24 protein-coding genes and 1 tRNA gene are annotated in these 26,351 nt (G+C 33.4%); 8 read left to right on the top strand and 17 right to left on the bottom strand.

What is annotated here, in order from left to right:
* Positions 1-142 precede the first annotated feature (142 nt).
* The 4 genes from P3F81_RS07085 to P3F81_RS07100 all read right to left on the bottom strand — a co-directional run bounded on the left by P3F81_RS07085 (position 143) and on the right by P3F81_RS07100 (position 5,604).
* Positions 143-1,723: a DEAD/DEAH box helicase gene (locus tag P3F81_RS07085; RefSeq protein ID WP_147669124.1), complete on the bottom strand. Its 1,581-nt coding sequence runs from the start codon at positions 1,721-1,723 to the stop codon at positions 143-145.
* Between the two features lie 17 nt (positions 1,724-1,740).
* Positions 1,741-3,009 carry a competence/damage-inducible protein A gene (locus P3F81_RS07090; protein WP_434064753.1) on the bottom strand — a complete coding sequence of 423 codons (1,269 nt, stop codon included), beginning with the start codon at positions 3,007-3,009 and terminating at the stop codon, positions 1,741-1,743.
* Between the two features lie 156 nt (positions 3,010-3,165).
* A complete protein-coding gene (gene rimO / locus P3F81_RS07095) occupies positions 3,166-4,500 on the bottom strand; it encodes a 30S ribosomal protein S12 methylthiotransferase RimO (RefSeq protein WP_147669127.1) in 1,335 nt (444 codons plus the stop codon).
* A gap of 72 nt (positions 4,501-4,572) precedes the next feature.
* Positions 4,573-5,604, bottom strand: coding sequence for an ABC transporter substrate-binding protein (locus P3F81_RS07100; RefSeq protein ID WP_147669130.1), 1,032 nt, complete (start codon positions 5,602-5,604; stop codon positions 4,573-4,575).
* 271 nt (positions 5,605-5,875) lie between these two features.
* On the opposite strand from P3F81_RS07100, the gene dat reads away from it, so the two are divergent.
* From dat to P3F81_RS07125, 5 genes are all read left to right on the top strand, one after another.
* Positions 5,876-6,733 (top strand): D-amino-acid transaminase, encoded by an 858-nt coding sequence (dat, locus tag P3F81_RS07105; protein WP_147669133.1) that lies wholly within the window; start codon positions 5,876-5,878, stop codon positions 6,731-6,733.
* 14 nt (positions 6,734-6,747) lie between these two features.
* Positions 6,748-6,939 (top strand): DUF896 domain-containing protein, encoded by a 192-nt coding sequence (locus tag P3F81_RS07110; protein ID WP_147669136.1) that lies wholly within the window; start codon positions 6,748-6,750, stop codon positions 6,937-6,939.
* A 1-nt stretch (position 6,940) separates the two neighbouring features.
* Complete coding sequence (locus tag P3F81_RS07115; RefSeq protein ID WP_147669138.1) at positions 6,941-8,125, top strand: MFS transporter; 1,185 nt, start codon at positions 6,941-6,943, stop codon at positions 8,123-8,125.
* Positions 8,126-8,543: 418 nt separating this feature from the next.
* Positions 8,544-10,097: a diguanylate cyclase gene (locus P3F81_RS07120; RefSeq protein WP_309320215.1), complete on the top strand. Its 1,554-nt coding sequence runs from the start codon at positions 8,544-8,546 to the stop codon at positions 10,095-10,097.
* Between the two features lie 254 nt (positions 10,098-10,351).
* Positions 10,352-11,704 (top strand): pyruvate carboxylase subunit B, encoded by a 1,353-nt coding sequence (locus P3F81_RS07125; protein ID WP_147669143.1) that lies wholly within the window; start codon positions 10,352-10,354, stop codon positions 11,702-11,704.
* Positions 11,705-11,763: 59 nt separating this feature from the next.
* Here the strand turns inward: P3F81_RS07125 and P3F81_RS07130 are convergent, their stop codons facing one another.
* The 5 genes from P3F81_RS07130 to P3F81_RS07150 form a co-directional block, all read right to left on the bottom strand.
* Positions 11,764-13,425, bottom strand: coding sequence for a nucleoside kinase (locus P3F81_RS07130; protein WP_147669146.1), 1,662 nt, complete (start codon positions 13,423-13,425; stop codon positions 11,764-11,766).
* Between the two features lie 90 nt (positions 13,426-13,515).
* A complete protein-coding gene (locus P3F81_RS07135) occupies positions 13,516-14,508 on the bottom strand; it encodes an inorganic phosphate transporter (protein ID WP_147669149.1) in 993 nt (330 codons plus the stop codon).
* Complete coding sequence (locus P3F81_RS07140; RefSeq protein ID WP_147669152.1) at positions 14,501-15,133, bottom strand: DUF47 domain-containing protein; 633 nt, start codon at positions 15,131-15,133, stop codon at positions 14,501-14,503. Before P3F81_RS07140 ends, P3F81_RS07135 begins: the two co-directional genes overlap by 8 nt.
* A gap of 247 nt (positions 15,134-15,380) precedes the next feature.
* Positions 15,381-16,631: an aminotransferase class I/II-fold pyridoxal phosphate-dependent enzyme gene (locus tag P3F81_RS07145; protein WP_147669155.1), complete on the bottom strand. Its 1,251-nt coding sequence runs from the start codon at positions 16,629-16,631 to the stop codon at positions 15,381-15,383.
* A 170-nt stretch (positions 16,632-16,801) separates the two neighbouring features.
* Entirely contained in the window at positions 16,802-18,031 is a 1,230-nt protein-coding gene (locus P3F81_RS07150; protein ID WP_147669158.1) for an aspartate kinase, read from the bottom strand.
* 364 nt (positions 18,032-18,395) lie between these two features.
* Here P3F81_RS07150 and uraA point away from each other — a divergent pair, with 364 nt between their 5' ends.
* Positions 18,396-19,640, top strand: a complete 1,245-nt coding sequence (gene uraA / locus P3F81_RS07155; RefSeq protein WP_147669161.1) for a uracil permease — start codon at positions 18,396-18,398, stop codon at positions 19,638-19,640.
* A gap of 132 nt (positions 19,641-19,772) precedes the next feature.
* A complete protein-coding gene (locus P3F81_RS07160; protein ID WP_309320219.1) occupies positions 19,773-20,690 on the top strand; it encodes a DMT family transporter in 918 nt (305 codons plus the stop codon).
* 40 nt (positions 20,691-20,730) lie between these two features.
* Here the strand turns inward: P3F81_RS07160 and P3F81_RS07165 are convergent, their stop codons facing one another.
* The 3 genes from P3F81_RS07165 to P3F81_RS07175 all read right to left on the bottom strand — a co-directional run bounded on the left by P3F81_RS07165 (position 20,731) and on the right by P3F81_RS07175 (position 21,664).
* Positions 20,731-20,925 carry a hypothetical protein gene (locus tag P3F81_RS07165; RefSeq protein ID WP_147669167.1) on the bottom strand — a complete coding sequence of 65 codons (195 nt, stop codon included), beginning with the start codon at positions 20,923-20,925 and terminating at the stop codon, positions 20,731-20,733.
* A gap of 303 nt (positions 20,926-21,228) precedes the next feature.
* A tRNA-Lys gene (locus P3F81_RS07170) sits at positions 21,229-21,304 on the bottom strand.
* Between the two features lie 99 nt (positions 21,305-21,403).
* A complete protein-coding gene (locus P3F81_RS07175) occupies positions 21,404-21,664 on the bottom strand; it encodes a hypothetical protein (RefSeq protein ID WP_147669170.1) in 261 nt (86 codons plus the stop codon).
* A gap of 136 nt (positions 21,665-21,800) precedes the next feature.
* Between P3F81_RS07175 and P3F81_RS07180 the strand changes: the two genes are divergently transcribed.
* Positions 21,801-22,064: a LysM peptidoglycan-binding domain-containing protein gene (locus tag P3F81_RS07180; protein WP_177505859.1), complete on the top strand. Its 264-nt coding sequence runs from the start codon at positions 21,801-21,803 to the stop codon at positions 22,062-22,064.
* Between the two features lie 57 nt (positions 22,065-22,121).
* Here P3F81_RS07180 and P3F81_RS07185 read toward each other — a convergent pair whose 3' ends face one another.
* The 5 genes from P3F81_RS07185 to P3F81_RS07205 all read right to left on the bottom strand — a co-directional run bounded on the left by P3F81_RS07185 (position 22,122) and on the right by P3F81_RS07205 (position 26,234).
* Positions 22,122-23,027 (bottom strand): stalk domain-containing protein, encoded by a 906-nt coding sequence (locus tag P3F81_RS07185; RefSeq protein WP_147669176.1) that lies wholly within the window; start codon positions 23,025-23,027, stop codon positions 22,122-22,124.
* An 89-nt stretch (positions 23,028-23,116) separates the two neighbouring features.
* Positions 23,117-23,329: a hypothetical protein gene (locus P3F81_RS07190; RefSeq protein WP_147669179.1), complete on the bottom strand. Its 213-nt coding sequence runs from the start codon at positions 23,327-23,329 to the stop codon at positions 23,117-23,119.
* Between the two features lie 76 nt (positions 23,330-23,405).
* Positions 23,406-24,695, bottom strand: a complete 1,290-nt coding sequence (locus P3F81_RS07195; RefSeq protein ID WP_147669182.1) for a homocysteine synthase — start codon at positions 24,693-24,695, stop codon at positions 23,406-23,408.
* 128 nt (positions 24,696-24,823) lie between these two features.
* Positions 24,824-25,480, bottom strand: coding sequence for a TerC family protein (locus P3F81_RS07200; RefSeq protein ID WP_434064754.1), 657 nt, complete (start codon positions 25,478-25,480; stop codon positions 24,824-24,826).
* 292 nt (positions 25,481-25,772) lie between these two features.
* Positions 25,773-26,234, bottom strand: a complete 462-nt coding sequence (locus P3F81_RS07205; protein ID WP_147669188.1) for a DMT family transporter — start codon at positions 26,232-26,234, stop codon at positions 25,773-25,775.
* Between the last annotated feature and the right edge of the window lie 117 nt (positions 26,235-26,351).

Below are 26,351 nucleotides of genomic sequence, written 5' to 3' on the forward strand. Positions count from 1 at the left end.
TTTTTATTATTTTACAAACATTTGTTCGCAAAGTCAATACAGTAACTTTGCATCTTATTCGACAAAAATAAATTTATTACCTTTCTTAAAACAAAAAGACATTGTAACATACAATGTCTTTTTTATCATTTGCAAATCTGCCTTATCTACTTTTTGCTGGTTCTACATTAATTTTATAACCTTTCACTGTATTTTTATGCATTACTGATAAAACACGCTCAGCCACATCTTCTGGCACTTCAACGAAAGTAAATCGGTCATAAATATTAATTACCCCAATAATATTTCCGGGAATATCCGCTTCTGAAGCAAATGCGCGTACGATATCTTCCGGACGAATTTTTTGACTACGCCCGATATTCATAAATAATCGTACCATTCCAGGTGCGCCACCTGTATTCTCAATTTTTGAAATTGGCTCTTCCTCTTTTTCTTTAAACCCTTCAACAGATAATTTAAGTGCTGCGGCTGCAACATCAATTAAATCATAATCTACAGTTAAATCGGACACGATTGTATGATAATCAGCAAAATTATTATTTTCCAGTGTTTTAAGTAAACGTGTTTTAATAATTTCACGTTGACGTTCTAAAATATCTGCCGAAGAAGGTAATTGCTTACGAACAAGTTTTGTCTTTGCTAAACGTTCAATTAATTTTAATTGACGATATTCTCTCGGTTCAATAAAAGTAATTGCAACACCTTTTTTCCCGGCACGTCCTGTACGTCCAATACGATGTACATAAGATTCATGATCTTGCGGGATGTCATAGTTAACAACATGTGTAATATCATCAATATCTATTCCACGTGCCGCAACATCGGTAGCAACAAGAATTTCTAATTTTCCATCTCTAAACTTTTTCATTACACGATCACGTTGAGATTGGCTTAAATCACCATGTAATCCATCAGACATATAGCCACGTGCCTGTAATGATGCCACTAAATCATCTACGCCTTTTTTAGTTCGACAGAAAATAATGATTTTTCCTGTTTCTTCTACATCAAGAACACGACATAAACCTTCTAGTTTTTCTCTTGTTTCATAATAAATTTGGTCAATCAAAGGTACAGTTAAATTTTCCCGGCTAATTGTTACTTTCTTTGGATTTGTCATATATTTTTCTGCTAATTTTGCAATTGGAGCTGGCATTGTTGCGGAAAAAAGTAAAGTCTGACGTTCTGTTGATGATAACTGCTCTAAAATCGCTTCAATATCATCAACGAATCCCATATCTAACATTTCATCGGCTTCATCTAAAATCAATGTTTTTACAGCATTCAATTTTATTGTATTACGTCGAATATGATCTAATAATCTTCCCGGTGTTCCAATAACAATCTGAACTCCGTATTTTAAAGCACGAATCTGTCGATCAATAGATTGTCCACCATAAATCGGTAAAGTTTTTACTTTTTTATATTTTCCAATCTTAGTGAATTCTTCTGATATTTGAATAGCAAGTTCGCGTGTTGGCGTAAGCACTAAAGCTTGAATATGACGATTCCCATCAATGATACGTTCAATCGTTGGAATCCCGAAAGCTGCGGTTTTCCCCGTACCTGTCTGCGCTTGACCAATGACGTCATGCCCCTCTAAAACTAGCGGAATCGTTTGGCTTTGAATTGGGGATGGTTCTTCAAAACCCATATCACTAATTGCCGCTAATACCTTTTTACTTAAAACAATTTCACCAAATGTAGTTATATCTTTTTTCAAATTAAATCCTCCTAAAATTACGTTTCTTTAACATAGCGCCTTATTATATCTAATGCAGTTTGTGTCGCACGATATTTAACCGCTGTTCTTTTTCCTTTAAATTGATTTTTATAACATTTTGTTCCGGAGTGTCCTGTTATTGCAATATAAACCAAGCCGACAGGTTTTTCATTGCTACCACCATCTGGCCCTGCAATTCCAGTAATTCCAATACCAATGTCTGTATTAAATTTACTTCTGATTCCTTCTGCCATCGCTTTGGCTGTTTCCTCACTAACGGCCCCAACTGAGCCCAAAATACTAGCAGGAACCTTCAACTCTGAAATCTTAACTTCATTATCATAGCTTACAACGGATCCATATAAATATTCAGAGCTACCCGGAACATCTGTTATTCGGCTCGTTAATAGCCCACCAGTGCATGATTCAGCACAAGCAATTGTAAGGTGTTTCTTTTTTAATAGATTTCCTACGACTTCTTCAATACCTATATCATCTGTACCAAAAATATATTCGCCAATTCGATTTCGAATTTCGGATTCTAAAACTTCAATCATTTGTTCGGCTTCTTTTTTTGTACTCGCTTTTGCGGTAATTCTAACGATTACTTCTCCTGGTCTAGCTAACAATGCTAATGTTGGATTTGATTGTGCTAATATTAAATCTTCTATACTTTCTTCTAATGTAGACTCTCCAATACCAACCGTATTTAGCACCCTAGATAAAATAATAGAATCCATACCATATTTTCCAGTTAAATATGGTATCACTTTCTTTTGAAACATGTCTTTCATTTCAAATGGGGGCCCTGGCAAATTAATAATCACTTTTCCATTATTCTCTAAGATGATACCAGGTGCAGTGCCACAAGCATTGTCCAATACTATTGCACCATCAGGTATCATTGCTTGTTTTATGTTATTCTGAGCCATTGGATATCCGCGGAAAGCACAAATTTCCTTAATATTATCTAAACTTGCTTGATGTAAGCTCAATTCTTTATCAAATAAAGATGCACTTACTTCCTTCGTTATATCTCCCTGCGTTGGTCCTAATCCACCTGATGTAATGACAATATCAGCTCTGTCTAAAGCAATGGTCAATGCTTGCTTCATACGATCTCGATTATCTCCAACCGTTGTTTGATATAGCACATCAAAGCCCAATTTATTTAATCCTTCTGCTAAATATGCAGCGTTTAAATTTACAATTTGCCCCAGCAATAGTTCTGTTCCTGTTGTAACAATTTCTACAACCACCTTTTCAATCTCCTTTCTACTTTTCATAAGCTTCTACGCTTCCATCTTCGTGTATGTTTAGTATTTACATTTGCAAATAAAAAATAGCAGGTATTTAACGCCCCGCTATTTTCATGTATTAGTATATAGTAATCACACATTCTTTAACACATTACGTTGAAAAATCGGTAAACAAATTGCTTATTATTCAGTTATTTTCTCTGCTAATATATCATAAGTAAAACCTTGAACTATTTTTGCTTTTATCATATCTCCAGGTTTACTATCTGAATCACACTCAACATAGACTTGTCCATCAACTTCAGGAGCTTCTCGATAGGACCTTCCATAAGCGACAGTTTCCTGCTCTGTATCCCGTCCTTCGATTAAAACCTCTATTTCTTTACCTTCCATTTCTTGATTTAATTCTTCAGAAATCTTACATTGTAAAGACATTAAATCATGATATCGTTCCTGCTTTACGACATCATCAATCTGATCATCCATCTCATATGCAGGAGTATCCTCTTCTCTCGAATAAGTAAACACACCAACCTTATCAAAGCGCTGTTCTTCTACAAAACTTTTTAACGCTAGGTATTGTTCTTCTGTCTCCCCTGGGAATCCAACAATAAATGAAGTTCTAATTGTAACATTCGGAATTTTGTTACGAATTTTCTTTAATAAAGCTTCTATACTTTCCCGCGTATCATAGCGTGCCATTGCTTTTAAAACAGTATTATCTGCATGTTGAAGTGGTAAATCAACATATTTACATATTTTAGGTTCAGCTGCCATCAGTTCAATTAGTTCATCAGTGAAATATTTGGGATAACAATACAAAATTCTAATCCATTGCAGTTTCTCAATCTTAACTAATTCTTTTAATAAATCAGTTAAACGCGATTTACCATATAAATCATGTCCATAATTTGTTGTATCCTGTGCAATTAAATTAATTTCTTTTACACCTTTATCCGTAAGACTTTTTGCTTCCGCAACAATAGATTCAATAGTTCTACTACGATAATTACCTCGAACTAACGGAATAACACAATAGGAACAACGATTATTACATCCTTCCGCAACTTTTATATATGCACTATATTCCGGTGTCGTCGTTATTCTTGTCATTTTTTCATCGTATATTGTATCAGTTTCTCCAATGAGTAAAACGCGTTTTCCTTTTAAAGTCTCAGCTACAGCTTCATCAATACGATGCCATGCGCCTGTCCCAACAATTGCATCAGCTTCTGGAATCTCATCTAACAAATCTTGCTGATATCTTTGCCCTAAGCATCCCGCTATGATTAAAGATTTACATTTCCCAATCTTTTTGTAATCTGCCATATTTAAAATTGCAGTAATAGATTCATTCTTTGCTGTTTCTATAAATGCACACGTGTTTACTATAAGTACATCTGCATTCTGTGGATCCGCTGTTAACTCAAATCCTCGATCTTTCAATGCACCTAGCATTACTTCTGTATCAACTAAGTTTTTCACGCAACCAAGGCTAATAAAACCAACTTTTTGCATGTGTTACCTCCATATTTTATCCAAATATAAGCATTTTACACTATTGAAATATATGAGTAGATATGCTGTGATTTATCCAAACCGCACATTTTTCACCCAATTATCCAATAATGTCTCTTTTTCTTTTTTAGTATAATTCACATCATTTTTTAACAATATTAAATTTTTACCTGAAAACGACTTATACGCCAAGCTTTCTTGATTCGTAGGCATAAAAAAGAATTTATTCGCTTGTAAGCACATTTGTGCATCGTCGCTAACTAGCCAATGCATAAATTGAACGGTTTCCGCCTTATGTTTTGTCCCTGACAAAATACCAAAGCCAGTTAAGCTATAAGAAGATCCTTCTTCTGGATAAATAATTTGAATAGGAAATCCATCCTTGACATATTTCATTGCTTCACTTTGAACTGCAATTGCTACATCAACTTCCCCCATACCTGCCATTCTAACTGGCGTAACTAAAAATTTAGAATACTGAATAATCTTTGGATGCAATAATCTAAAAAGATTCATTGCTGCCGACTCACCAAAATCAGCACTCATACTATAATACAAATTCGCTGCATCATCCGCTGCCATAAAATCTGTAATGCCAATTCTAATATGGTCATCTTTAACCAAGGCTTCCCACCCTGTAGGCAAATGCAAGGCATGAGATAAATAATCTTTATTCGTGCAAAAAACAATTGGATCGTACCAAACTCCGACCCACATACCATCTGAGGCTCTAAACTTTTGCGATATAATATCAGTATTTTCTGATGCATAAGATTGTAAAGCATTTGAAGATAATTTTATCTTATTTAATACCTCTTTATTCGTTAGTACAGCATCCGCTTGTGGCTCCTTTACTTCCGCTGATACTTTATCTACAATTTCATTTCCTGACAAAGGAATAAAGTTCACTTTGACTTTCGTATTCTTCTCATATTCTGCTGCTAATAAAGCAGCAGTTTCTATTGGAATACTTGTATATACAGTAATACTATTTGCATAGTCTTTAGTACTCTTATCAGCATATCCTGCTAAATAAATATTACTAGTAAATACAACCGCTAAGATAAAAAAAGTTAACCATAACAGTGGTATATAACGTCGCATATCTATGCCTCCGCAAAAAAAATAACAAACATTACTATACAACGAAATGACTTATGATGCAATAAAAAGAAATTTTACTTTATATTATCATAAATGACGATAGAATCATAGTAAAAAGATATTCTCTGCAATTCCTTCATAAAATTTCAAATAAATTGTTTGCATAAAGTTTATTTTCATCTTTATTGTATTTTTCCCTTTATAGTAAATTAAATATGACGTATAATATATTTTTGTTAATACATTATATTTAATTAGGAGGTTTCACATTATGCGTCCGTTAGGATTTTTTGATGGAAGAATAGTTGAACTAGATGAAAAAATTGTTGCTATGGAGGACCGCGGACATCAATTTGGCGATGGGATTTATGAAGCAACTAGAATCTATAATGGGAAATGCTTTCAACTGAAACGACACCTTGATCGTTGTGTTCGCTCATTAAGAGAGCTAAAAATTCCTATTGTTTATACATATGAAGAGTTAGAGGAAATTCACTATAGTTTAATTCAAGCAAGTGGAATAACTAATGGATTTATTTATTTTCAAATTACTAGAGGTACAGCACCTCGTGAACACGGATTCCCGAAAAACGTAATTCCTCATCTTTCAATGTTTATTCGCCCAATGCAAACAAAAACTGAATTACAAGCTGTGGGCGTTAAATGCTTTCTTACCCCAGATCAAAGATGGTTGCGTTGTGATATCAAATCATTAAATTTACTTGGCAATGTTTTAGCAAAACAAGCCGCTCATGACGCAAAATGTTTTGAAGCCGTAATGTATCGCGAAGATAAAAATTTAATTACTGAAGGATCTAGCAGTAACTTCTTCATTGTAAAAGATGAGGTAATTTGGACACATCCAATCAACAATCTAATTTTAAAAGGTATTACACGTACCATATTATTAGAGGATATTATTCCTTCACTAAACTTAACTATTCTAGAAAAAGCTTTTTCACCAGAATTTGCTCAAAAAGCTGATGAAGCTTTTATCACAAGTACTAGTTTAGAGGTAATGCCAGTTATTTCGCTAGGGGGTAAAATAATTGGCGATGGTAAACCTGGGAAAATCACGCAGAAACTACAAAGAGCCTATCGAGAAAAGGCTCATCAAGAATGTAAATAATAAGGAGTTTTAATTTGATTACACCTGAATTAATTCAACGAATCAATGAGTTAGCAAAAAAGAAAAAGGCAAATACAATTACTGAAGAAGAATTAGTCGAGCAAACAAAACTAAGAAGAATCTACATTGATCACTTTAAAATGCATGTAAAACATCATCTCGATAATATTGAATTTGTAGATACTCCACCAAGAAAGCCACATTAACATGAATAGCTTAAATAAAGGATCACATAGCTGGTATTCTGTTCTTTTATTAACAATGGGACATTTTTTTAGTGATTTTTATGCAAATTTTCTTCCAGTCCTGCTCCCAATTGTTATCCCAAAACTTGGCTTATCTTTGACGATGAGTGGGCTTTTAATTATGGTTTTATCTTTTACTTCAAATGTTTTACAACCTTTTTTTGGATATTGGATGGACCGTTCAAACTTAAATTGGCTAATTCTTGCAACAATTCCAGCCGGCGCAATATTCATTTGTTATACCGGAATAGTTGACACAAAAATCATGTTATTTATTTTAGTCGCTTTAAGCGGTGTTGCTGTTTCTTTTTTTCATCCATTGGGGTCTAGCTTAGTTAGCAAAGTAAGCGCTAGTAATAAAATAGGAATTTCACTTTCGATATTTGTAGCTGGGGGGAATCTTGGATTTGCCTTAGCCCCTATCATTTTAGTATATTTTACCGCTCACTATGGGCTTGACTCGCTTCCCCTATTAATAATTCCAAGCTTTATTTTAACAATAGCTTATTATCATTCAAAATTATATAAACAATGTTCTAGCTCTGAAATAAATGTATTAGTAAATCGTCATATTCCCAAGTTTCATAAGAATACTAATTTAATTAAACTTAATCTTGTTATGGGATTACGTGCTTGGACACACGTTGCAGTCACAACATTTTTGCCAGTACTACTTGCATCTCAAGGATATAGTAATACTTTTTCTGGTGTAGTTCTAACTATTTTTTTAGTCGGAGCCGCATTAGGTGGATTAATTGGTGGATATGCAAGCGATAAGTTTGGCATAAAAAAAGTGATTGTAACTTCTTTAGCATTAGGAATTCTCCCTACTTACATATTTTTATCAAGTTCAGAAATCACCATGTTAACATGGATTGCTATCGTTTTATGCGGTGCCGGATTGCAATGTTCAGCTCCGTCTTCATTAGTTTGGGCACAAAAGTTGTTACCCAACAATGCTGGCATGGCCTCGGGAATGATGTTGGGTCTTTCTTTTGGTTTAGGAGGTATTGGAACTGCAATTACAGCAACACTTGCTGACTATATAGGTCTTCCAACTTCTCTATTGTTAACTGTATTACCATTAGTAGTTGCCGTACCTTTAGCAATGACAATTCCAGCACCTACTTTAGATAATAAGCTATAGATTCTATAGACTAAAAAGAGAGGATACCATTGCGAATAAGCAATGGTATCCTCTCTTTTAACTATTTTTTATGTTAACTTATACTGCACCGATCATCTAGCATTTCATACTATATAATATAGAAGTAATTCATAAAGAAGGTGTAGATATGTTGCTTTATTACAATTTTTTAAATTTTCTTAGCCTATTATTTATTCTATCAGCTTCAATTATGCTTGTTAAAAATATTACTTATTCTCATTTATATAAAAACATACTGACAACTACTTTAGCATTAAATATAATTCAATTAGGTGTAAGTATCTATATTAATACCACTCTAACAGATACGTTTTATTTTTACTTTTATAATATTATGATAATTACTCAAATTTCAATAACAGTATTTCTTTTTATCATTTTACAAAAAATTTTTTCTATGAAAAGAGCATATCTGCATAGTTTTGAAGAAAGTGAACATCAAAGCGACTTACTAGAAACTTCTTTAGCAAAGATTGGCGCAATTTTGAATTCACAGCTCAATTTATCTGATACATTGAATACAATTGCAGATATGGTTGCCGATATGTTACGCGCAAATCAAAGTATTGTGACTATATATGATACTAAGGAAAATCAGTTAAGCATCGCTGCAACTTATGGGATTAATGTGCCTCCTATTGCCTTCCCCATAAATATCAGTCTCAGCCAGAGGGCCATTCATGAGTATAAAACAATTTATATTAATGATACTAGAAACTGTCCAGACCTATTTACACCAAAACTTTTATTTTCTAAAGTTCGCTCAATCATCGCAGCCCCTATTATTCATACTGGAAATATTATTGGCACAATTGAAGTCTATTCTAGAAGCATCAATGGATTTAATGAAAATGCTGCTGACTTTCTTTCCGTACTCGCCCATCATGCTGGAGCAGCAATTAACGCTGCAAAGTTATATGAAGATACAAAACAAAAACTTTTAAACGAGAAATACTTATCTGCGATCACGTATTCCACGTCCTTTACGTTTGACACAAATACCATAGTTGACGAATGTACACATCATGTATTAAATGCACTAAACGCAGATATAGGAATCGGCTGTTTATCTACAGATGTAGAGTATACTTTTACTCCAATTAGTAATATTAATATCACAAATAAATTAACAGAGATTGATTTAAATCCATTTCCATCCTTAAAACTTTTAATTAACAAATTACAACCTTTTAATTCTTTAAATGAAGTTTTACCTCCGATTCATTCTTTTTTACACTTACCACTTAAAATTAATTATCTTATGATTTTACCATTGGCAGTTAACAAGCGTTTATTAGGAATCATTTTAGTCGGCTGGTACAATTTTAAATCAAATAAGCATAAAGAAGAATATTCTTTTATAAAAATGATGGCAAATCAAGTTGCTATTGGTCTAGAAAAAGCACATTTTTATAATCAAATAAAATCTATGGCTTTATCCGATGGATTAACAAAATTAGCAAATCGTCGCAACTTTGATATGTTTTTAAAAACAGAATTACGACGAGCAGAATCATTGAATAAACCATTGAGCTTAATTATGCTTGACCTAGATAAATTTAAGCAATACAACGATACATTTGGTCATATTAATGGAGATCAACTCTTACAGCAAGTTGGTGCAATTCTAAAACATAATGTTCGTTCCATTGATCTTCCAGCTAGATATGGTGGTGAAGAATTCAGCATTATCCTGCCTGAAGGAAACATTAGTGAAGCAATTAGTACCGCCGAACATTTAAGAAAAGAAATTGAAAGTTATAAATTCACTAATCAAAGTGGCATTTTTACCAAACATATAACCGCTAGCTTTGGCATCGCTACGTATGACCCTAATATTACAATGAATGCACCTTCCTCAGATACAATTATTGCCATTGCCGATAAAGCTCTTTATCAAGCGAAACAAGAAGGTCGCAATAGAGTAATAAGTTCAAATATATTTCAATAACGATAAATAAAATTTATAATTTCTCCTCTCTCAATAGCTTAAAATTTTCAGATTTTTTCGGTAAAATTTACACTTTTCAGAATTTGTTCAAAAAATCACAAATATCTCGCCAGGCGCATTGACAAACACTTTCTAAGTACCTATAATGAAGTTGTTAGATAAGACGACAGTAAAATAGCTTAAATAAATTTAAGCTATTTTACTGTTGAAACTTAAATTTATAATGTTTTAATTATATTGGGAGGGTTTACTTAATGGCAAAAAAACCAGTTAGAATTACAGAAACTGTTCTTCGCGACGGACATCAGTCTTTAACTGCAACTCGTATGCGTTTAGACGATATGAAACCAATGTTAGAAACACTTGATAAAGCCGGCTATTTCGCAATTGAAGCTTGGGGCGGAGCTACATTTGATACTTGTCTTCGTTTCTTAAACGAAGATCCATGGGCTCGTTTAGATTATTTAAAAGCTCATCTAAAAACTCCTATTTCCATGTTATTAAGAGGTCAAAACCTTTTAGGTTATAACCATTATGCAGATGATGTTGTTGCAGCATTTGTTAAGAAAATGGTTGAACATGGCATTGGTGTTATCCGCGTTTTTGATGCACTAAATGATATTCGCAATCTTGAAGTTGCAATTAAAGCTGGTAAAGAAGCTGGTGCACATGTACAAGGGACATGTGTGTATACAATCAGTCCTTATCATACAAAAGAAAGTTATGTAGAATTAGCTCGAGGTTTAGTAAAAATGGGCGTTAACTCCATCTGCATTAAAGACATGTCCGGTTTACTAAAACCTTACGTAGCTTATGATTTAGTAAAAGCTTTAAAAGCTGAAATTGGCGATTTACCACTTGAATTGCATACACACTACACAAGCGGATTTGGTTCAATGACTTATTTAAAAGCCATTGAAGCTGGTGTAGATATTATTGACTGTGCATTATCTCCATTCGCTCTTGGCACTTCTCAACCTTGTACGGAGACTATGATTGCAGCACTTGAAGGCACTGATCGTGATACAAACATTGATAGACATGCATTAAAACCAGCAGTACTTCATTTTGCACAAGTTAAGAAAGATCTTGCTGAAACATTTAAATTAGCTAAAACATCATTTGATGTTAATACAGATGTTCTTGATTTCCAAATTCCTGGTGGCATGCTTTCCAACTTATTCAACCAATTAAAAGAACAAGGTATGGAAGACAAATATCAAGATCTTCTTGATGAAATGCCTCGTGTACGTGCTGATCTTGGATATCCTCCATTGGTTACTCCATCCAGCCAAATCGTCGGCTCCATGGCTACATTCAATGTAATGATGGGCGAACGTTATAAAATTGTACCTCGTGAAGTAAAAGATTTAGCTCGTGGTAAATATGGTAGAACTCCACTTCCTGTAAATGAAGAAGTGCGTGAAAAAATCATTGGAAATGACCCAATCATTGATTACCGTCCAGCTGATGATATTCCTCCACAAATGGAAAAATTAAAAACTGAATTAGCTGAAAAAGGTTATCCTAATGCTTCTATTGAAGACGTTTTATCTTACGCTTTATTCCCTGAAGTTGCATTAGAATTCTTTAAAAATAATCGTTAATTCAAAAGAAAAAAGACCTTGCACAAATGTGCAAGGTCTTTTTTCTTTTGAAACTTTATTTAAAAACATGATTTTCCAATAAACTCTTTTAATATCGAATTTACCGGAATTTCATCATCGTTCTCAATACTAACAAAATACTCTAAAAAATCTAGGAGACGGCTAGATTCCGCATATTCAGCTTCCGTTTGCTTTACCTCTCTTAATAATGGTTCCGCATGTTTTTTCAAAACCCCCAGCTCATATATCAAAGCTGAATTAAACATAATATCTGCTTCCTCTTGAAATGGGAAAATATTTTTTTCTTCTCCATTACGTACAGACGGCCATTGTTTTAGCGTTTTCACTGCACTTGATCCCCTAAATTTATGATCACGAACAATTCGACGAATTAAACGAGCATCTGTCGTCGGAATTCTATTATGACCATCTATAGCCAATTGAGTCAACGCACTTATATAAATTTTCAATTTTTTATTACGTGGGATTTTACTTGTTAAACGCTCATTCAGCCCGTGAATTCCTTCAATAAGAACAGGCTGGTTTGGCTCGATTTGAATTATATTCCCCTTATATTCTCTCTGCCCTGTAACAAAATTATAATATGGAATTTCTACAGACTTCCCATTTAAAAGCTCAACTAAATGTTGATTAAAAAGATCTGTATCCAAGGCCTCTAAAGATTCAAAATCATATTCTCCTTTTTCATTTTTAGGCGTATGTATACGATTATGAAAGTAATCATCTAATGAAATGGTTATAGGTACTACCCCATTTACTCGAAGTTGAACTCTAAGCCTCTGCGCAAAAGTGGTCTTCCCTGATGACGATGGACCAGCAATTAATATAATTCTAGCCTGACTTGTATGACTTACAATAAAGTCCGCAATCTGGGCAATTTTCTTTTCATGTAAAGCTTCTGAGATTCTTACAATATCATATATTTCATCTTTTCTCGTATACGCATTTAATTTTTCAACATAATCGCATTGAAGTATTTTAGCCCATTTTTCCGCCTCATTAAAAATATCTGCCAATTTCTCTTGTGGAGAAAATTCAGGAACTATCTTCACATTGGTAATCTCAGGTATTCTTATAATTAAACCTGATCTATATTGATTTAACGCAAATAAACTTAATTCAGCTGTATTACTTAACATCGGTCCATATAGATAATCATATGTATTGCCACAATAATATACACTAACTAATTCCCGTTTTAAATCCTCAATAAGACTTACCTTCTCCGCTTGGCCAGATTTTTTAAACAACTCTAACGCTTCAGCTTTTGGCAGTGTTTTTTTTAGAATTGGCCTTTTTTCTAACACGATTTCACTCATCTTTGCTTCTATTTCTTTTATATCGATTGAAGTTAAATTCCGACCTAAATATACCTCACAAAATAATCCTTTACTAATTGAATGCTCCACTGTAACTTTAACATTGCGATATAATTCATATATAGCTACAATCAAAAGAAATGTTATTGATCTTTGATATACTTTTAGTCCAAACTCTGTATTTAGCTCGATAAATTCTATACTGCAATCATCATAAAGGCATGCTTGTAAATCTTTTATTAAATTGTTTACTTTAGCTGCTACAATCAAATTAGAATGAGAATTATTAAAATCATCCCTTATCTCTTTTAAGGAGATCCCCCTCCGATATATCTTTTCAATATCCCTATTTTTTACCTTAGTAATAACTTTAATGTTCATAATAAAACCTCCACATCTCACGGAAAAAAATTAAGGTAGTATACATGATATGTATACTACCTTAATTATACACCAGATTATGTAAAGAACCTAGGAAAATATAACTCGAACAATACAATAAATCACTGCTCCCATCAATGCAGTACATGGAATTGTTAATAACCAAGCCATAAGCATTTGTTGCGCAACACCCCAACGCACTGCACTAATTCTTTTCGCACTACCAACCCCCATGATAGAACCAGAAACTACATGCGTTGTGCTTACTGGAAGATGTAGCAAAGTCGCTCCAAATACAACAATAGATGAATTCAAATCAGCTGCAAAACCACTTATTGGCTCCAATTTGAATATTTTTCCTCCCATCGTTTTAATAATGCGCCAACCACCAGCAGCTGTACCTAATCCCATAGATGTAGCGGCCGCCAATTTTACCCATGTAGGAACTTCTAAAGTTTCTATATATCCGCCACTTAGAAGTGCAAGAGTAATAATCCCCATTGCTTTTTGCGCGTCATTAGAACCATGTGAAAAAGACATCATCGCAGCAGATAAAATCTGCATTTTTCTAAATTTATTATTGATCGTAGATGGTGCAAATCGCCCAAAAATTAAATATAAAATCATCATAATAATACAACCAGAAATAATTGCAATTACAGGCGATGCAACAAGAGATAAAACAATTTTTCCAATGCCATAAAAATTAAGCCCCATTGCACCTGTCGAGACCAAAACTGCACCAATAATTCCACCTACTAATGCATGAGAAGAACTGCTTGGAATTCCAAGCCACCATGTAACTAAATTCCAAATAATAGCACCAAGTAATGCTGCAATTATAATTTTTTCATCAACATGAGATGCCGACTTTACAATATCTCCACCAATTGTTTTTGCTACACCAGTACTATACATAGCACCCAAAAAATTTAACATTGCAGCCATCAAAATAGCAACTTTAGGTGGAATAGCTCTCGTGGAAACCGATGTCGCAATTGCATTTGCGGTATCATGAAATCCATTAATATAGTCAAACAGCAATGCTAACGCTACTACTGTAAAAATTAATACCTCAAGCATATTTCATTACCACACCTCTTAGTAAGTCTGCTGTATCCTCACAGCGATCTAACGTATCCTCTAAAAACTCTAAAACCTCTTTCCATTTGATTACTTCAATTGGATTTAGTGTAGACTCAAACAAGTGTGCAACTTCTTTACGATAAATTCTATCACCTTCGCTTTCAATATTTTCAATATTTCGCGTACAGTCTAAAATAGCATGTTGATTTTTCTTAATATCTTTTAACAATTCTAGAGCTTTAAGCAATTCTTCAGTACTGCGAATTAGAAGTTTTGCTAATTCAATCGTTCCTTCTCTGGAATCTCCCGTTTTATACAAAACTATCCGCTGTACGGTTCCTTGTAAAAAATCCACGCCGTCATCAAGCTTATTTGCTAATGCATAGATATCTTCTCTATCAATTGGAGTAATAAAAGTCTGATTTAATTTATCAATAATTTTCTCATTAATATCATCAGCTTTATGTTCAATCTCAATAATATCTTTCATCAATTTTTCAGCTTGACTATAATCGCTTACTACAGTGTGTAGTTTTAACGCACCCGCATGAAAGAACTTTGCACTTTCTATAAACAAATCAAAAAACTCATCATCTTTATGCTTAAAACTAAAGTTAAACATACATTGCCCCCCAAAATAGTTACTTATTTATGTAATTTATTTGACCAAGATTTACTATATCACCAATTATTAAATTATACAATGACAAAAATATACTAAAAAAGCCTGTATCCGTAAAAATATAAAAGCATTAATGCTTTTATATTTTTTTCTTACAGTAGAATTAATGCAAAATTATTTTTTTCTTATAATAAAATAGTCCATAATAGATATATATCTATTATGGACTATTTTTAGAAAAAAATTCTTATTTTTGCTCTACAAAATTCATTGCATTTAAAACTTTTTCAGCCATTCCTTTTATTTTAGCTGATGGTACTGCACAAACGGCAATCCTAACGCCCATTTTTAATGGTACAGCGAAAATTAAATCATCATGTAGTTTTGTACATACTGCATCAGAATCAGCTGCTGGAATAGAAATAAAGAAACCAGCACGATATGGTAGCATATTTAATCCACATGCTTTTGCTTCGCTCATAAAAATATCTGCACGTTCGCGAATTAATTGATAATAACCATCTCTTTCTTTTTCAAACTGTACAAGTAATGTTTTATCTTGATCAATTGTTGTTAATAAAGTCATTGCACCACGATTAATATTTGACCAAGTAGCTCTACTTGTATATTGATTGATTTCTGCAAATTCTTTGATCACATTTTTATCAGAAGATATACCAATCATCGCACCTGTACGCTGCCCATACATCGTATAACCTTTAGACATACTAAATGCTAAAATGCCTAAAATATTTGCAGGTAAATTGCTAAATTGTTTTAAAAATTTGCGTGATTCATTTTTCTCTCCTGCATAATCAATATAAGCAATATCTATTAAAACAGTAATTTTTTTCTCAGGATTTTTCGCTTGTACTTTACACACATCCAGCACCTTTTTCCAATCGTCATCCGTTAAACTAAAACCAGTTGGATTATGCGCCGGCGTATTAATAATAATAACGAGTGAATTTTGTTTAGAAAGCAGTTCATTTACTTTTGTTTCAAATGATTTAATATTGAAATTTTGATGCTCATCAAACAATTGATATGTATCCAATTCACGTAATGCTTCTTTACAAAGCACGCTATAAGGACCCCAATACCAATCAGAAGTCAATACTTTATCCCCAATTTCAGAATAATTCCAAATTGTATGATGAATTACCCCTGTACCACCAGCCGTAGCCACAGAATTAAAATAGGCATCTGGTCTTTGATCAGCAAAAGCTAAGTTAATCGTTGCATCCAAATAAGCTGGCAAGCCAGAAATTGGTGCATAAGCAATCATATCGTTAATTGACATTCCACGTAAAACTTTTTCTACGGTTGGAATACAAGCTAATTTTTCATTGTCATCCATAATTGCGCCAATTGTCGCATTTACTACTTTATCTTTACCATGCTCAGCTGTCGCTTTTACAGCTGCTCCACTGGCCCCAAAAATCTTATCCGTAGCAAACTTTCCTTTTGCATGAGATGCTGCAACACTATTTGTCATTTTTTATCCCCCTTAGAAATAGTACTTCAACTTACTACTAAGTGTCCAAATAAATTATATTCGTTTTAATAAAGTAAAGTCCTGCCCAAAATATAAGTATACAAAATTCTTAAAAAATTCTACCTAGCAAATAAGCAAGCCTTAAAAATCCAGCTTGCCTAATAACAGTTTTATTTTTCCGGGAAAAATTCTGCATGAATTGCATTTACAGCTTCTTTCACTTGGCTGTTTTTAATTAAACAAGAGATGCTAATTTCAGATGTGCTGATTACTTCTATATTAATGCCTGCTGTTGATAACGCACCAAACATTCTAGCTGCAATACCGGGACTACCAAACATACCTGCACCAACAATAGATACTTTTGCTACATCTTCTTCAATCAATACAGCGATTGCATTTAATTGATCAGCAACTTTATCAACTATCTTCTTTGCTTCTGCTAAATCAGTAATTGCAACTGTAAATACCATATCCGTAACATTTTTTTCTATGTTACGAATACTTTGTACAATCATATCGACATCAACATTCGCTTCCGCTAAAGCAGCAAAAATCGAATGCGCAATCCCTGGATTATTAGGTACTCCTAATACCGCAACTTTTGCTACATCGCAGTCATGTGCAACGCCTCTAATATTAAACTCTTTATCTTCCATTGTACATTCCTCCCTAATAATCGTTCCCGGTCTTTTTGTAAAAGTAGAACGAACATGTATTGGTATATTAAAATATTTTCCCATCTCTACAGAACGTGGCTGCATAACCCCTGCACCAAGTCTTGCCATTTCAAGCATTTCATTATAGGTGATTTCTTTCATTTTTCGAGCACTTTTTACTACCCTCGGATCAGAGGAATATACACCCTCCACATCCGTAAAAATTTCGCAACTATCTGCTTTTAAAGCTCCTGCAATTGCCACAGCCGAAGTATCTGAGCCACCACGGCCAAGCGTAGTTGGATCTCCATTCATATCAAGCCCTTGGAATCCTGCAACCACGACAATCTGACCTTTATCCAATTCAGCTAAAATGCGCTCAGGATTAATATCAACAATTTTTCCTTTTGTATGTACTGCATTCGTCTTTACTCCAGCTTGCGCACCAGTTAAAGATATTGCAGGATGACCAAGATTCTTAAATGCCATTGCTAATAAAGATATAGATACTTGTTCTCCCGTAGTAAGTAACATATCCATTTCTCTTGCATATTGATATGGTTCTTTGTTAATTCCTTTTGCCAAAGCAATTAAATCATCAGTTGTATCTCCCATTGCAGATACAACCATAACAACCTTATCATCCTTATTCTTTTCTTCTATAATTCTTTTGGCCACTGCTATAATTTTCTCAACACTGCCAACTGAACTTCCGCCAAATTTTTTTACAATTAACGCCATCGCCATCCCCCTAAACTTCTAAAAACATCACGCTAACAATTATACACTATTCTCTTTAAGAAAACAAACTCCTCCTACATGTGGACATTTTATTACAAAAAGTTAATTTTAGCAATTAAGAATCTTTTAGAAAACAACTAACCTTGGAAAATTTCTACTCAGCTCATTTACATTGAGTAAATTTTCTGTAAAAAAATCTGGACATTTTCTATAGACTATGATAAATTGTATTGCAAAGATATCCTTTAAGTTAGTCCTGTGAGACTAAGAAGGTGCACCATATTTGTGATGATGTTACTTTCATGTCTCTTGCGTAATGTAAGGGATTTTTTTTTTGAAAATTTTAATAAAAGGAGTAGAATTTATGAATAACCGTGTAATTTCAGTAGATCAAAAGCTACCATTATTGCAAACAATTCCTTTAAGTTTGCAACACTTATTTGCTATGTTTGGAGCAACAGTCCTTGTCCCGATTCTTTTTAAAGTAAACCCTGCCACAATTTTATTATTTAATGGAATTGGAACTCTATTGTATTTATTCATTTGTAAAGGTAGAGTTCCTGCATATTTAGGATCCAGTTTTGCATTTTTGTCACCAGTATTTTTAGTTTTGCCTCAATACGGCTACGAAGCAGCATTAGGTGGATTTATTGTCGTAGGCGCAATATTTTCATTAGTTGCACTTAGCATCAAAGCTATCGGTACAAAATGGATTGATATCGTATTTCCGCCTGCTGCGATGGGAGCAATTATCGCTGTCATCGGTCTTGAATTGATGCCGACAGCCGCTGGTATGGCTGGACTAACAGCCGAGCAAGTTGATACAAATACGATTCTTGTCTCAATTTTCACTTTGGTCATTACAATTTTAGGCTCAGTTGCCTTCCGTGGTTTTTTAGCAATTATTCCAATCTTAATTGGAGTTATTAGCGGTTATATTTTAGCCTTTTTCTTGGGTTTAGTTGATTTAGTACCAGTCGAAGCAGCTTCCTGGTTTGCCATACCAACAATCTATACCCCTGAATTTAATTTAAGTGCAATTGCAATTATTTTACCAGCAGCACTTGTTGTTATTGTTGAACATATCGGACATCTTATTGTAACAGGCAATATCATTGGTAAAGATTTAACTAAAGAGCCTGGTTTAGACAAATCATTATTAGGTAATGGAGTTTCTACTATCCTTTCTGGATTTTTTGGCTCTACACCAAATACTACTTATGGTGAAAACATTGGCGTGCTCGCTATTACAAAAGTTTATAGTGTTTGGGTCATCGGCGGTGCAGCAGTTTTTGCGATTATCTTGTCCTTTGTTGGAAAACTTGCAGCTGCAATTCAAAGCATTCCCGTGCCTGTTATGGGCGGAGTATCCTTACTCCTTTTCGGTGTCATTGCAGCTTCTGGTATTAGAATGTTAGTAGAAGCAAAAGTCGATTACAATAAGCCTAGTAATTTAATTTTAACCTCTGTAGTTTTAGGCATTGGTGTAAGCAACGCAAGTCTTACTATCGGCACCGTAACAATGAAAGGCATGGCACTAGCAACTGTTGTAGCAATCATATTAAGCCTAACCTTTAAGGTGATTGATTCATTCCATAACAACGATTAAATTATTTATTTTCACATAAAAAATAAGCCTAATCATAACAAAGTGCAGTTTAAAAGATATATAATACTATATATCCTGCATAATCTGTTGTATGATTAAGGCTTATTTTTATTTTCAGAAAGTGGTGTTATTTTGTCTTCTCTTTCATTTTTAAAATTCTATTCAAGCAATCCTAAACTACGTGGCATTATCTTTACTTTACTAGGCGGTATCTTATGGGGATTTTCTGGAACTTGCGGGCAATATCTATTATCTATAAAAGGCTTTGATGCTACGTGGATTACAATTATCCGTATGATAATCGGAGGTATAATTATATTAGCCTTCTCAGCCATTCACAAAAAAGAACAATTAAAAAGAATTTTATTAAATAAACACGATCTTTTTCATCTTTTTTTATTTAGCATATTCGGCCTAGTAATTTGCCAATATACTTATATGACAGCCATTTTTTATCTCAATGCAGGTACTGCAACTGTTTTGCAATATCTTGGTCCGCTGTTTATTATGATCTATACCTGTATAAAGACATTGCGATATCCATCCGCTAAAGAGTATATCTCTATTTTTTTAGCTATTTTGGGTACTTTTCTATTGGCTACCCAAGGAAATATTAACGCTTTAGCCATTTCCTCGCAAGGATTACTCTGGGGCCTTTTATCCGCCTTAGGCGTCATGTTTTATACAATACTTCCAATAAATCTTATGGCAAAATGGGGAAGTATTATCGTAGCGGGTTATGGTCTACTTTTTGGAGGTATCTTTCTTTATCTTATTTCTGGCGAATGGATCTTTCCTTTTTCAATTGACCTATATACGGCATTTGCATTAGCTGCAATAATCATTTTTGGCACAGTGATTGCTTTTATTCTTTATTTACAAGGCGTAAACGATATTGGCGCAATAAAAGCAAGTATGATTTCTTGCGTTGAGCCTGTCTCAGCCGCAATTTTTTCAGCAATTTGGCTTAATTCGCAATTTACGTTTATCGATATCATAGGATTTCTATGTATTATTACAACTGTTTTTTTACTAATAAAATCAAAATAAAATGGGGGAGATAAATCATCATCGATTTATCTCCCCCTTTTTAAACACTATTCAAATCTACAATGACATTTTGAGCATTCATGCCACTTATCAAAGCAATGACCACATTTATGACATTTATTGCAGCCCCAGACACATGCACATCCACAAGATGGACAAACTTGATGACATTCATGGTGACATTTTGGACAGCAATGACACTCATGCTTTTTACCACAACAACCCATATAAGCAACCTCCTTATCCTCATCTACTATAGCTTATGAAGATTAAAATACATCGGTTACTATGATTAAAAGAAAAAGTTTTACAGAACGATAACAACATTGTCACCTAACAGCGGCTGCTTTTTGCACTTCTAATAAATAAAGAAACCTGCACAACATCAAATTTTATGTAGTGCGGGCTTCTTTTCCTATATTATTAATAATTTCATTCTATTATACATTAGAAAATAAGTCTATATATAAACTTTCTTTAAGATAAATTTATTTGCCAATACAAAAAGCCTCCGCATACTACGGAGGCCTAAAATTCATGGTGACACACCGGGGAATCGAACCCCGAACCTACTGATTAAGAGTCAGTTGCTCTGCCAGTTGAGCTAGTGAGTCAGTTAACTTACTCATATATAATATACCCTTTAATAAAAAAAATCAATAGATAAATTAAAAAATTATTAAAATATTAATCTTTATGATAACCATAGAAATTTAATAAACATGATATTGTTTCCAAGGAATTTGTTCTATCTTAATTGTTTTTAAAAAATCAACAATATCTTTTCTGCCAACAAAGCGAGGAACACCTTGCTCGTTTTGAGACATTAAAATGATCGGCATATTCGGAAAAAAAGCCGCATAATTTTGTCTAGCCTCTATTGCCGTAACAGTATACCGTGTTACATGCGGTTTAACAGAGATAATAGCAAAAGTTACCCCTTGCTCTTTGATAACTGCACCATTTATAACCATAATTTTTCCTTTCGTCTTAATAATAGTTGTATTCTAACAAAATTTTATTATAAAATCAAACAACATCTTGCTAGAACATATGTTTTGTGTTATGATGTTTTTAAATCGAACATTTGTTCTTATTGGAGGTTATATAATGAAATTACTAACAATTACCCTTTGTTCAATTTTTTTATGGTTCATGGCTCCTTCTACTATTTCTAACGCTTATCTTCAAGGTAATACTTTTACAACAATTGAAGTAAGACAAGGCGACGACCTATGGAACATTGCAAAAAGATATTCCAGTGAAAAAGATGATATTCGCGACTTGGTTTTTGCTATTATAGAATTAAATCATTTAGATAAGAATGCACATATTTTTCCTGGACAAACAATTAAAATTCCTTTAATAAAATAGTCTTAAACGAAAAAACCTCCTGATAAAGCTTTTATCAGGAGGTTTTTCACTACTTAATTATTTTACTTTTACACTTAGTTCTAATGCTTTTTCAAAAAATTCACTAGGAACATACGTTACTCCATTGATCATCTGAGGAGCGTCATCTAAAACTATGCGCATTTTATTTTTCCCATAGTCATGACTATCAATCGTTAAGGTTGCAAATTGTGGTCCTTTTAATAGCTCCGCAGATTTACTATCTTCTTTCCAAGAAACAGTATACCCAAATTTCTCTGCAATCTGACGCAATGGCAATAGAATCTTTTCATTTTTTACAATCGCCCGTGTAGAAATCACTTGATTATTCCCTTTAATTATAATGCTATTATCTAAAAGCTCAACTGTAATATCTGGTTTCTTATTTAAAATCACAGCTTTTTCTGCTACTGCTTGTCCTGGTAAACTTAATGTCATCGCTTTATACCAAACAAGTAATTCATCACCAGCACTAATATTTTTTGCATCAGCTAAAATATCATTTTTTATTGTGACTAAGCGATCACCATTAGAGCAAAGTACTCTGACACCGTCTTGAATTTTTTCAACTTCTCTCACTTGCATATATAAACCATTTTCATCATTATCCCCAACAACAATCGCCTTAGCAAATCCAATTGGCGGAATACTCCTCGTCATTCTTCCATCATAATACACAGAGACCGATGAATGTTCTTTCAACGTAGAAAAATCTAAATTTTCTCCAGTTTTTCCATTTAAAATATAACTTTCATCCGTAACCCTTAAAATAAGATTTTTATATGTTCCTTCGCCACTAATTGCAATAGAATCTTTATCAATAGAATCAATTATGCCAATCGTATTAAAAATATTATTACTTCTTTCTTCAACAGCTTGGGCAAATACAGTATTTGCGCTAATCATCATAAAAATAAGTAACAGTACTATAGATAATTTTTTCATTTTAACAACCTCTCTTTACTATTATATATCTACAATAGCAATAAACTCCTAATTTCGCAACAAGAATTTTTCTCCATAATTATGTATAATTAATAACCTAGTCCCATTAACGCTAGCGAAACTATACTTAATAAAGCGAGAAACGCCATAATTAAAACGGCATTTTTCTTTCCCCTCTGTGTAGACTTAAACAACTGGATTAATGATAAATTCTGTCCATTTGTTGTTTTTTTCATTTCATCATGCCAGCCTTTTAATGATAGTAAGCAAACGCACAAAGCGATAAGAACTGCAATAAACACATTAATTCTCCTTTTATTTTTATATAAAAATCTTATAACACTAAGAAAATTCCTGAACGATCATAGACCCCTTTTTTCATTTTACTGTAGCTTTTAACGCTTCATCCAAATCAGCAATAATATCTTGCACATCTTCAATACCTATTGAAAGTCTAATTAAATCTGGCTGCACACCTGCACTTTCTAGTTGCTCTGGTGTTAATTGTGAATGTGTTGTGCTAGCAGGATGAATAACTAATGATTTTGCATCACCTACATTCGCAAGTAAAGAAAATAATTTCAAAGAATTAATAAATTTCTTTCCGGCCTCTAAACCGCCTTTTATACCGAAAGTAAAAATTGCACCTGCACCTTTTGGGCAATATTTCTTTGCCTTATCAAATTGTTTATCACCAGAAAGACTAGGATAGCTAACCCAACTAACAAGTTCATGTGATTGTAAAAATTCAGCTACTTTTAATGCATTTTCAGCATGTCTTTGCATACGAAGGTGTAGTGTTTCCAATCCAACTAAAAACATAAAACTATTAAATGGGCTTAAACAAGCACCTAAATCTCTAAGCATTTGCACTCTTAGTCTAGTAATAAATGCTGCCGCTCCTACATCTTTTGCATAATTTAACCCATGATAGCTTGGATCCGGCGCATTAATTAGTGGAAAATTCCCCTTTGTCCAATCAAATTTTCCTGCATCAATAACAACGCCGCCCATAGATGTACCATGTCCGCCAAGAAACTTCGTTGCTGAGTGAATCACTACATCTGCACCAAAATCAATCGGTCGACATAAATAAGGAGTGGCAAATGTACTATCGACAATTAATGGAATATTATGTTCATGCGCAATTTTAGCTACGGCTTCAATATCTAAAATATCTGCTTTAGGATTGCCAATCACCTCAGCATAAATCGCCTTGGTTTTTGAAGTAATTGCTTTTGCAAAATTCTCAGGATTTTCTGCATCTACAAAATTCACGTGTATTCCATACCGCGGTAAATTATAAGCAAACATATTGTATGTACCACCATATAAAGTAGAAGCACTGACTATTTCATCACCAGCTTCAGCAATATTGAGAATTGATGCAAAAATAGCTGCATGTCCAGATGCAAAAGCTAAAGCCGCTATTCCATTTTCTAATAAAGCGATTCTTTTTTCAAATACATCGGTCGTCGGATTCATAAGTCTAGTATAAATATTTCCAGGTTCCTTTAATTCAAATAAATTTGCAGCATGTTCAACATCCCGAAAATTATATGCCGTGGTCTGATAAATTGGAACAGCTCTTGACCCTGTTGTTGGATCTGCCTCTTGTCCTCCGTGTACAGCTAAGGTAGCAAATTCTAAGTTCTCTGGTAATGTCATCTATAAATCCCTCCCAAATTTTGTCCTACAATATATCAACATATTAAATAAAAATATACTTAGTTATGATTTATAATACAACATTGCTTATAGGTTTGTCAATATAATTCATATATGTTTTATATGTTTTATTTCTTTTTGCCTTTTCCAGAAAGGTATCCAAAAATCAATACAAGTCCAACAATTGTTATCGGAATTAGGAATGTTAATACATGAGAAACTGAATTTAAATAACTCCCAATGATTTTATCGTGTACAATCATTGATCCCGCTGTCCAAGCTAAAATTCCGGCACCAACATAAACTAATATTGGATAATCTTCCATCCATCTACCGATCCATTTGCTTCCCCAAACTACAATCGGAACACTAATTAATAATCCAATAACAACGAGTAAAAAGTCACCATGCGCTGCTCCTGCAATGGCTAATACGTTATCAATTCCCATCACAGCATCCGCAATGATGATAGTTTTAATTGCCCCCCAAAATCCAGTTGAAGAATCAACGTGTTCAGTATGTTCTTCTTTTTTTAATAATTTACATGCCACAGGAATAAGTACTAACCCACCTAATGCTTGCAAATAAGGAATTGTTAAAAGCCATACTGCACATAAAGTCATTAAAGTACGAATAACAATTGCGCCTAAAGTTCCTAAATAAATTGCTTTATTCTTTTTCTCTCTGGGTAAATTTCTTGCGGCTAATGCGATAACAACAGCATTATCTCCTGCCAAAACCAAATCTAAAATTACTATAGATAAAACTGATGATAAAAACTCCATATGCATATCCCCTTTTTATAAAATTAATTTTAGTATTAACGCTTTTTAATAATTATTATTCCTGTCAAAAATAGTCACTAATAAAGCAGAGAAGTAGTCAAATAAATGAAAAAGACTTTTAGTATAACCTTTAAGGTTATACTAAAAGTCTCACTAATTGAATCAAAATTCAACGATATAGCCAGCCATGTTATGCATGACAGGATTGTTGACTATATCTATCTAGCTACTCCCCTTTAGAATACTCTATGCCACGTATTTTACATTATCATTCCTATATTGTCAATAATAACTACAAATCATTTAAAAGTAATTTTGCACCAATAGCCAAGAATAAAATACCTAGTACATGTTGCCAGCCAAAGTGTAATTGTTTTAAGCCAAATAATCCAAAATAATCAATAACCCCAGCCATCAATACTTGTCCAATAATAATAGCAGTCGTCGCATTTGCAGCACCTAATTTAGGTATACTTAATGCTACTAGATAAATGATAAAAACGCTAATAACGCCTCCTAAATAACTATACCAAGGCGCTTGATTAATATTAGAAAAACTTCCATCACCCAATTTAATTCCAAACAACATTAAAAACAAAACAATAACAGCTATTACATGAACAATAAAAGTAGCCTCCCATATCCCGATAACCTTTCCCAAAGAGGCATTAATACTACCTTGAATAGCCATCAATACACCTGACAATCCGGCTAATAAAAGCGACCCCAATGTTATTGAAGTAGTGTCTCCCATATTTGTACTCCCCTAAAAAAGAATTTTATTTTATCTTCTCCATCAAAACATAAATCATCCATACAAATTTTACATATGCTAAAAATTGAAAAAGAAAGAGAAAAAGCTCTTCATTTA

Origin of the sequence: Selenobaculum gibii (assembly GCF_030273445.1) — a bacterium.
In the GTDB taxonomy this organism is placed as follows: Bacteria; Bacillota; Negativicutes; order ICN-92133; family ICN-92133; genus Selenobaculum; species Selenobaculum gibii.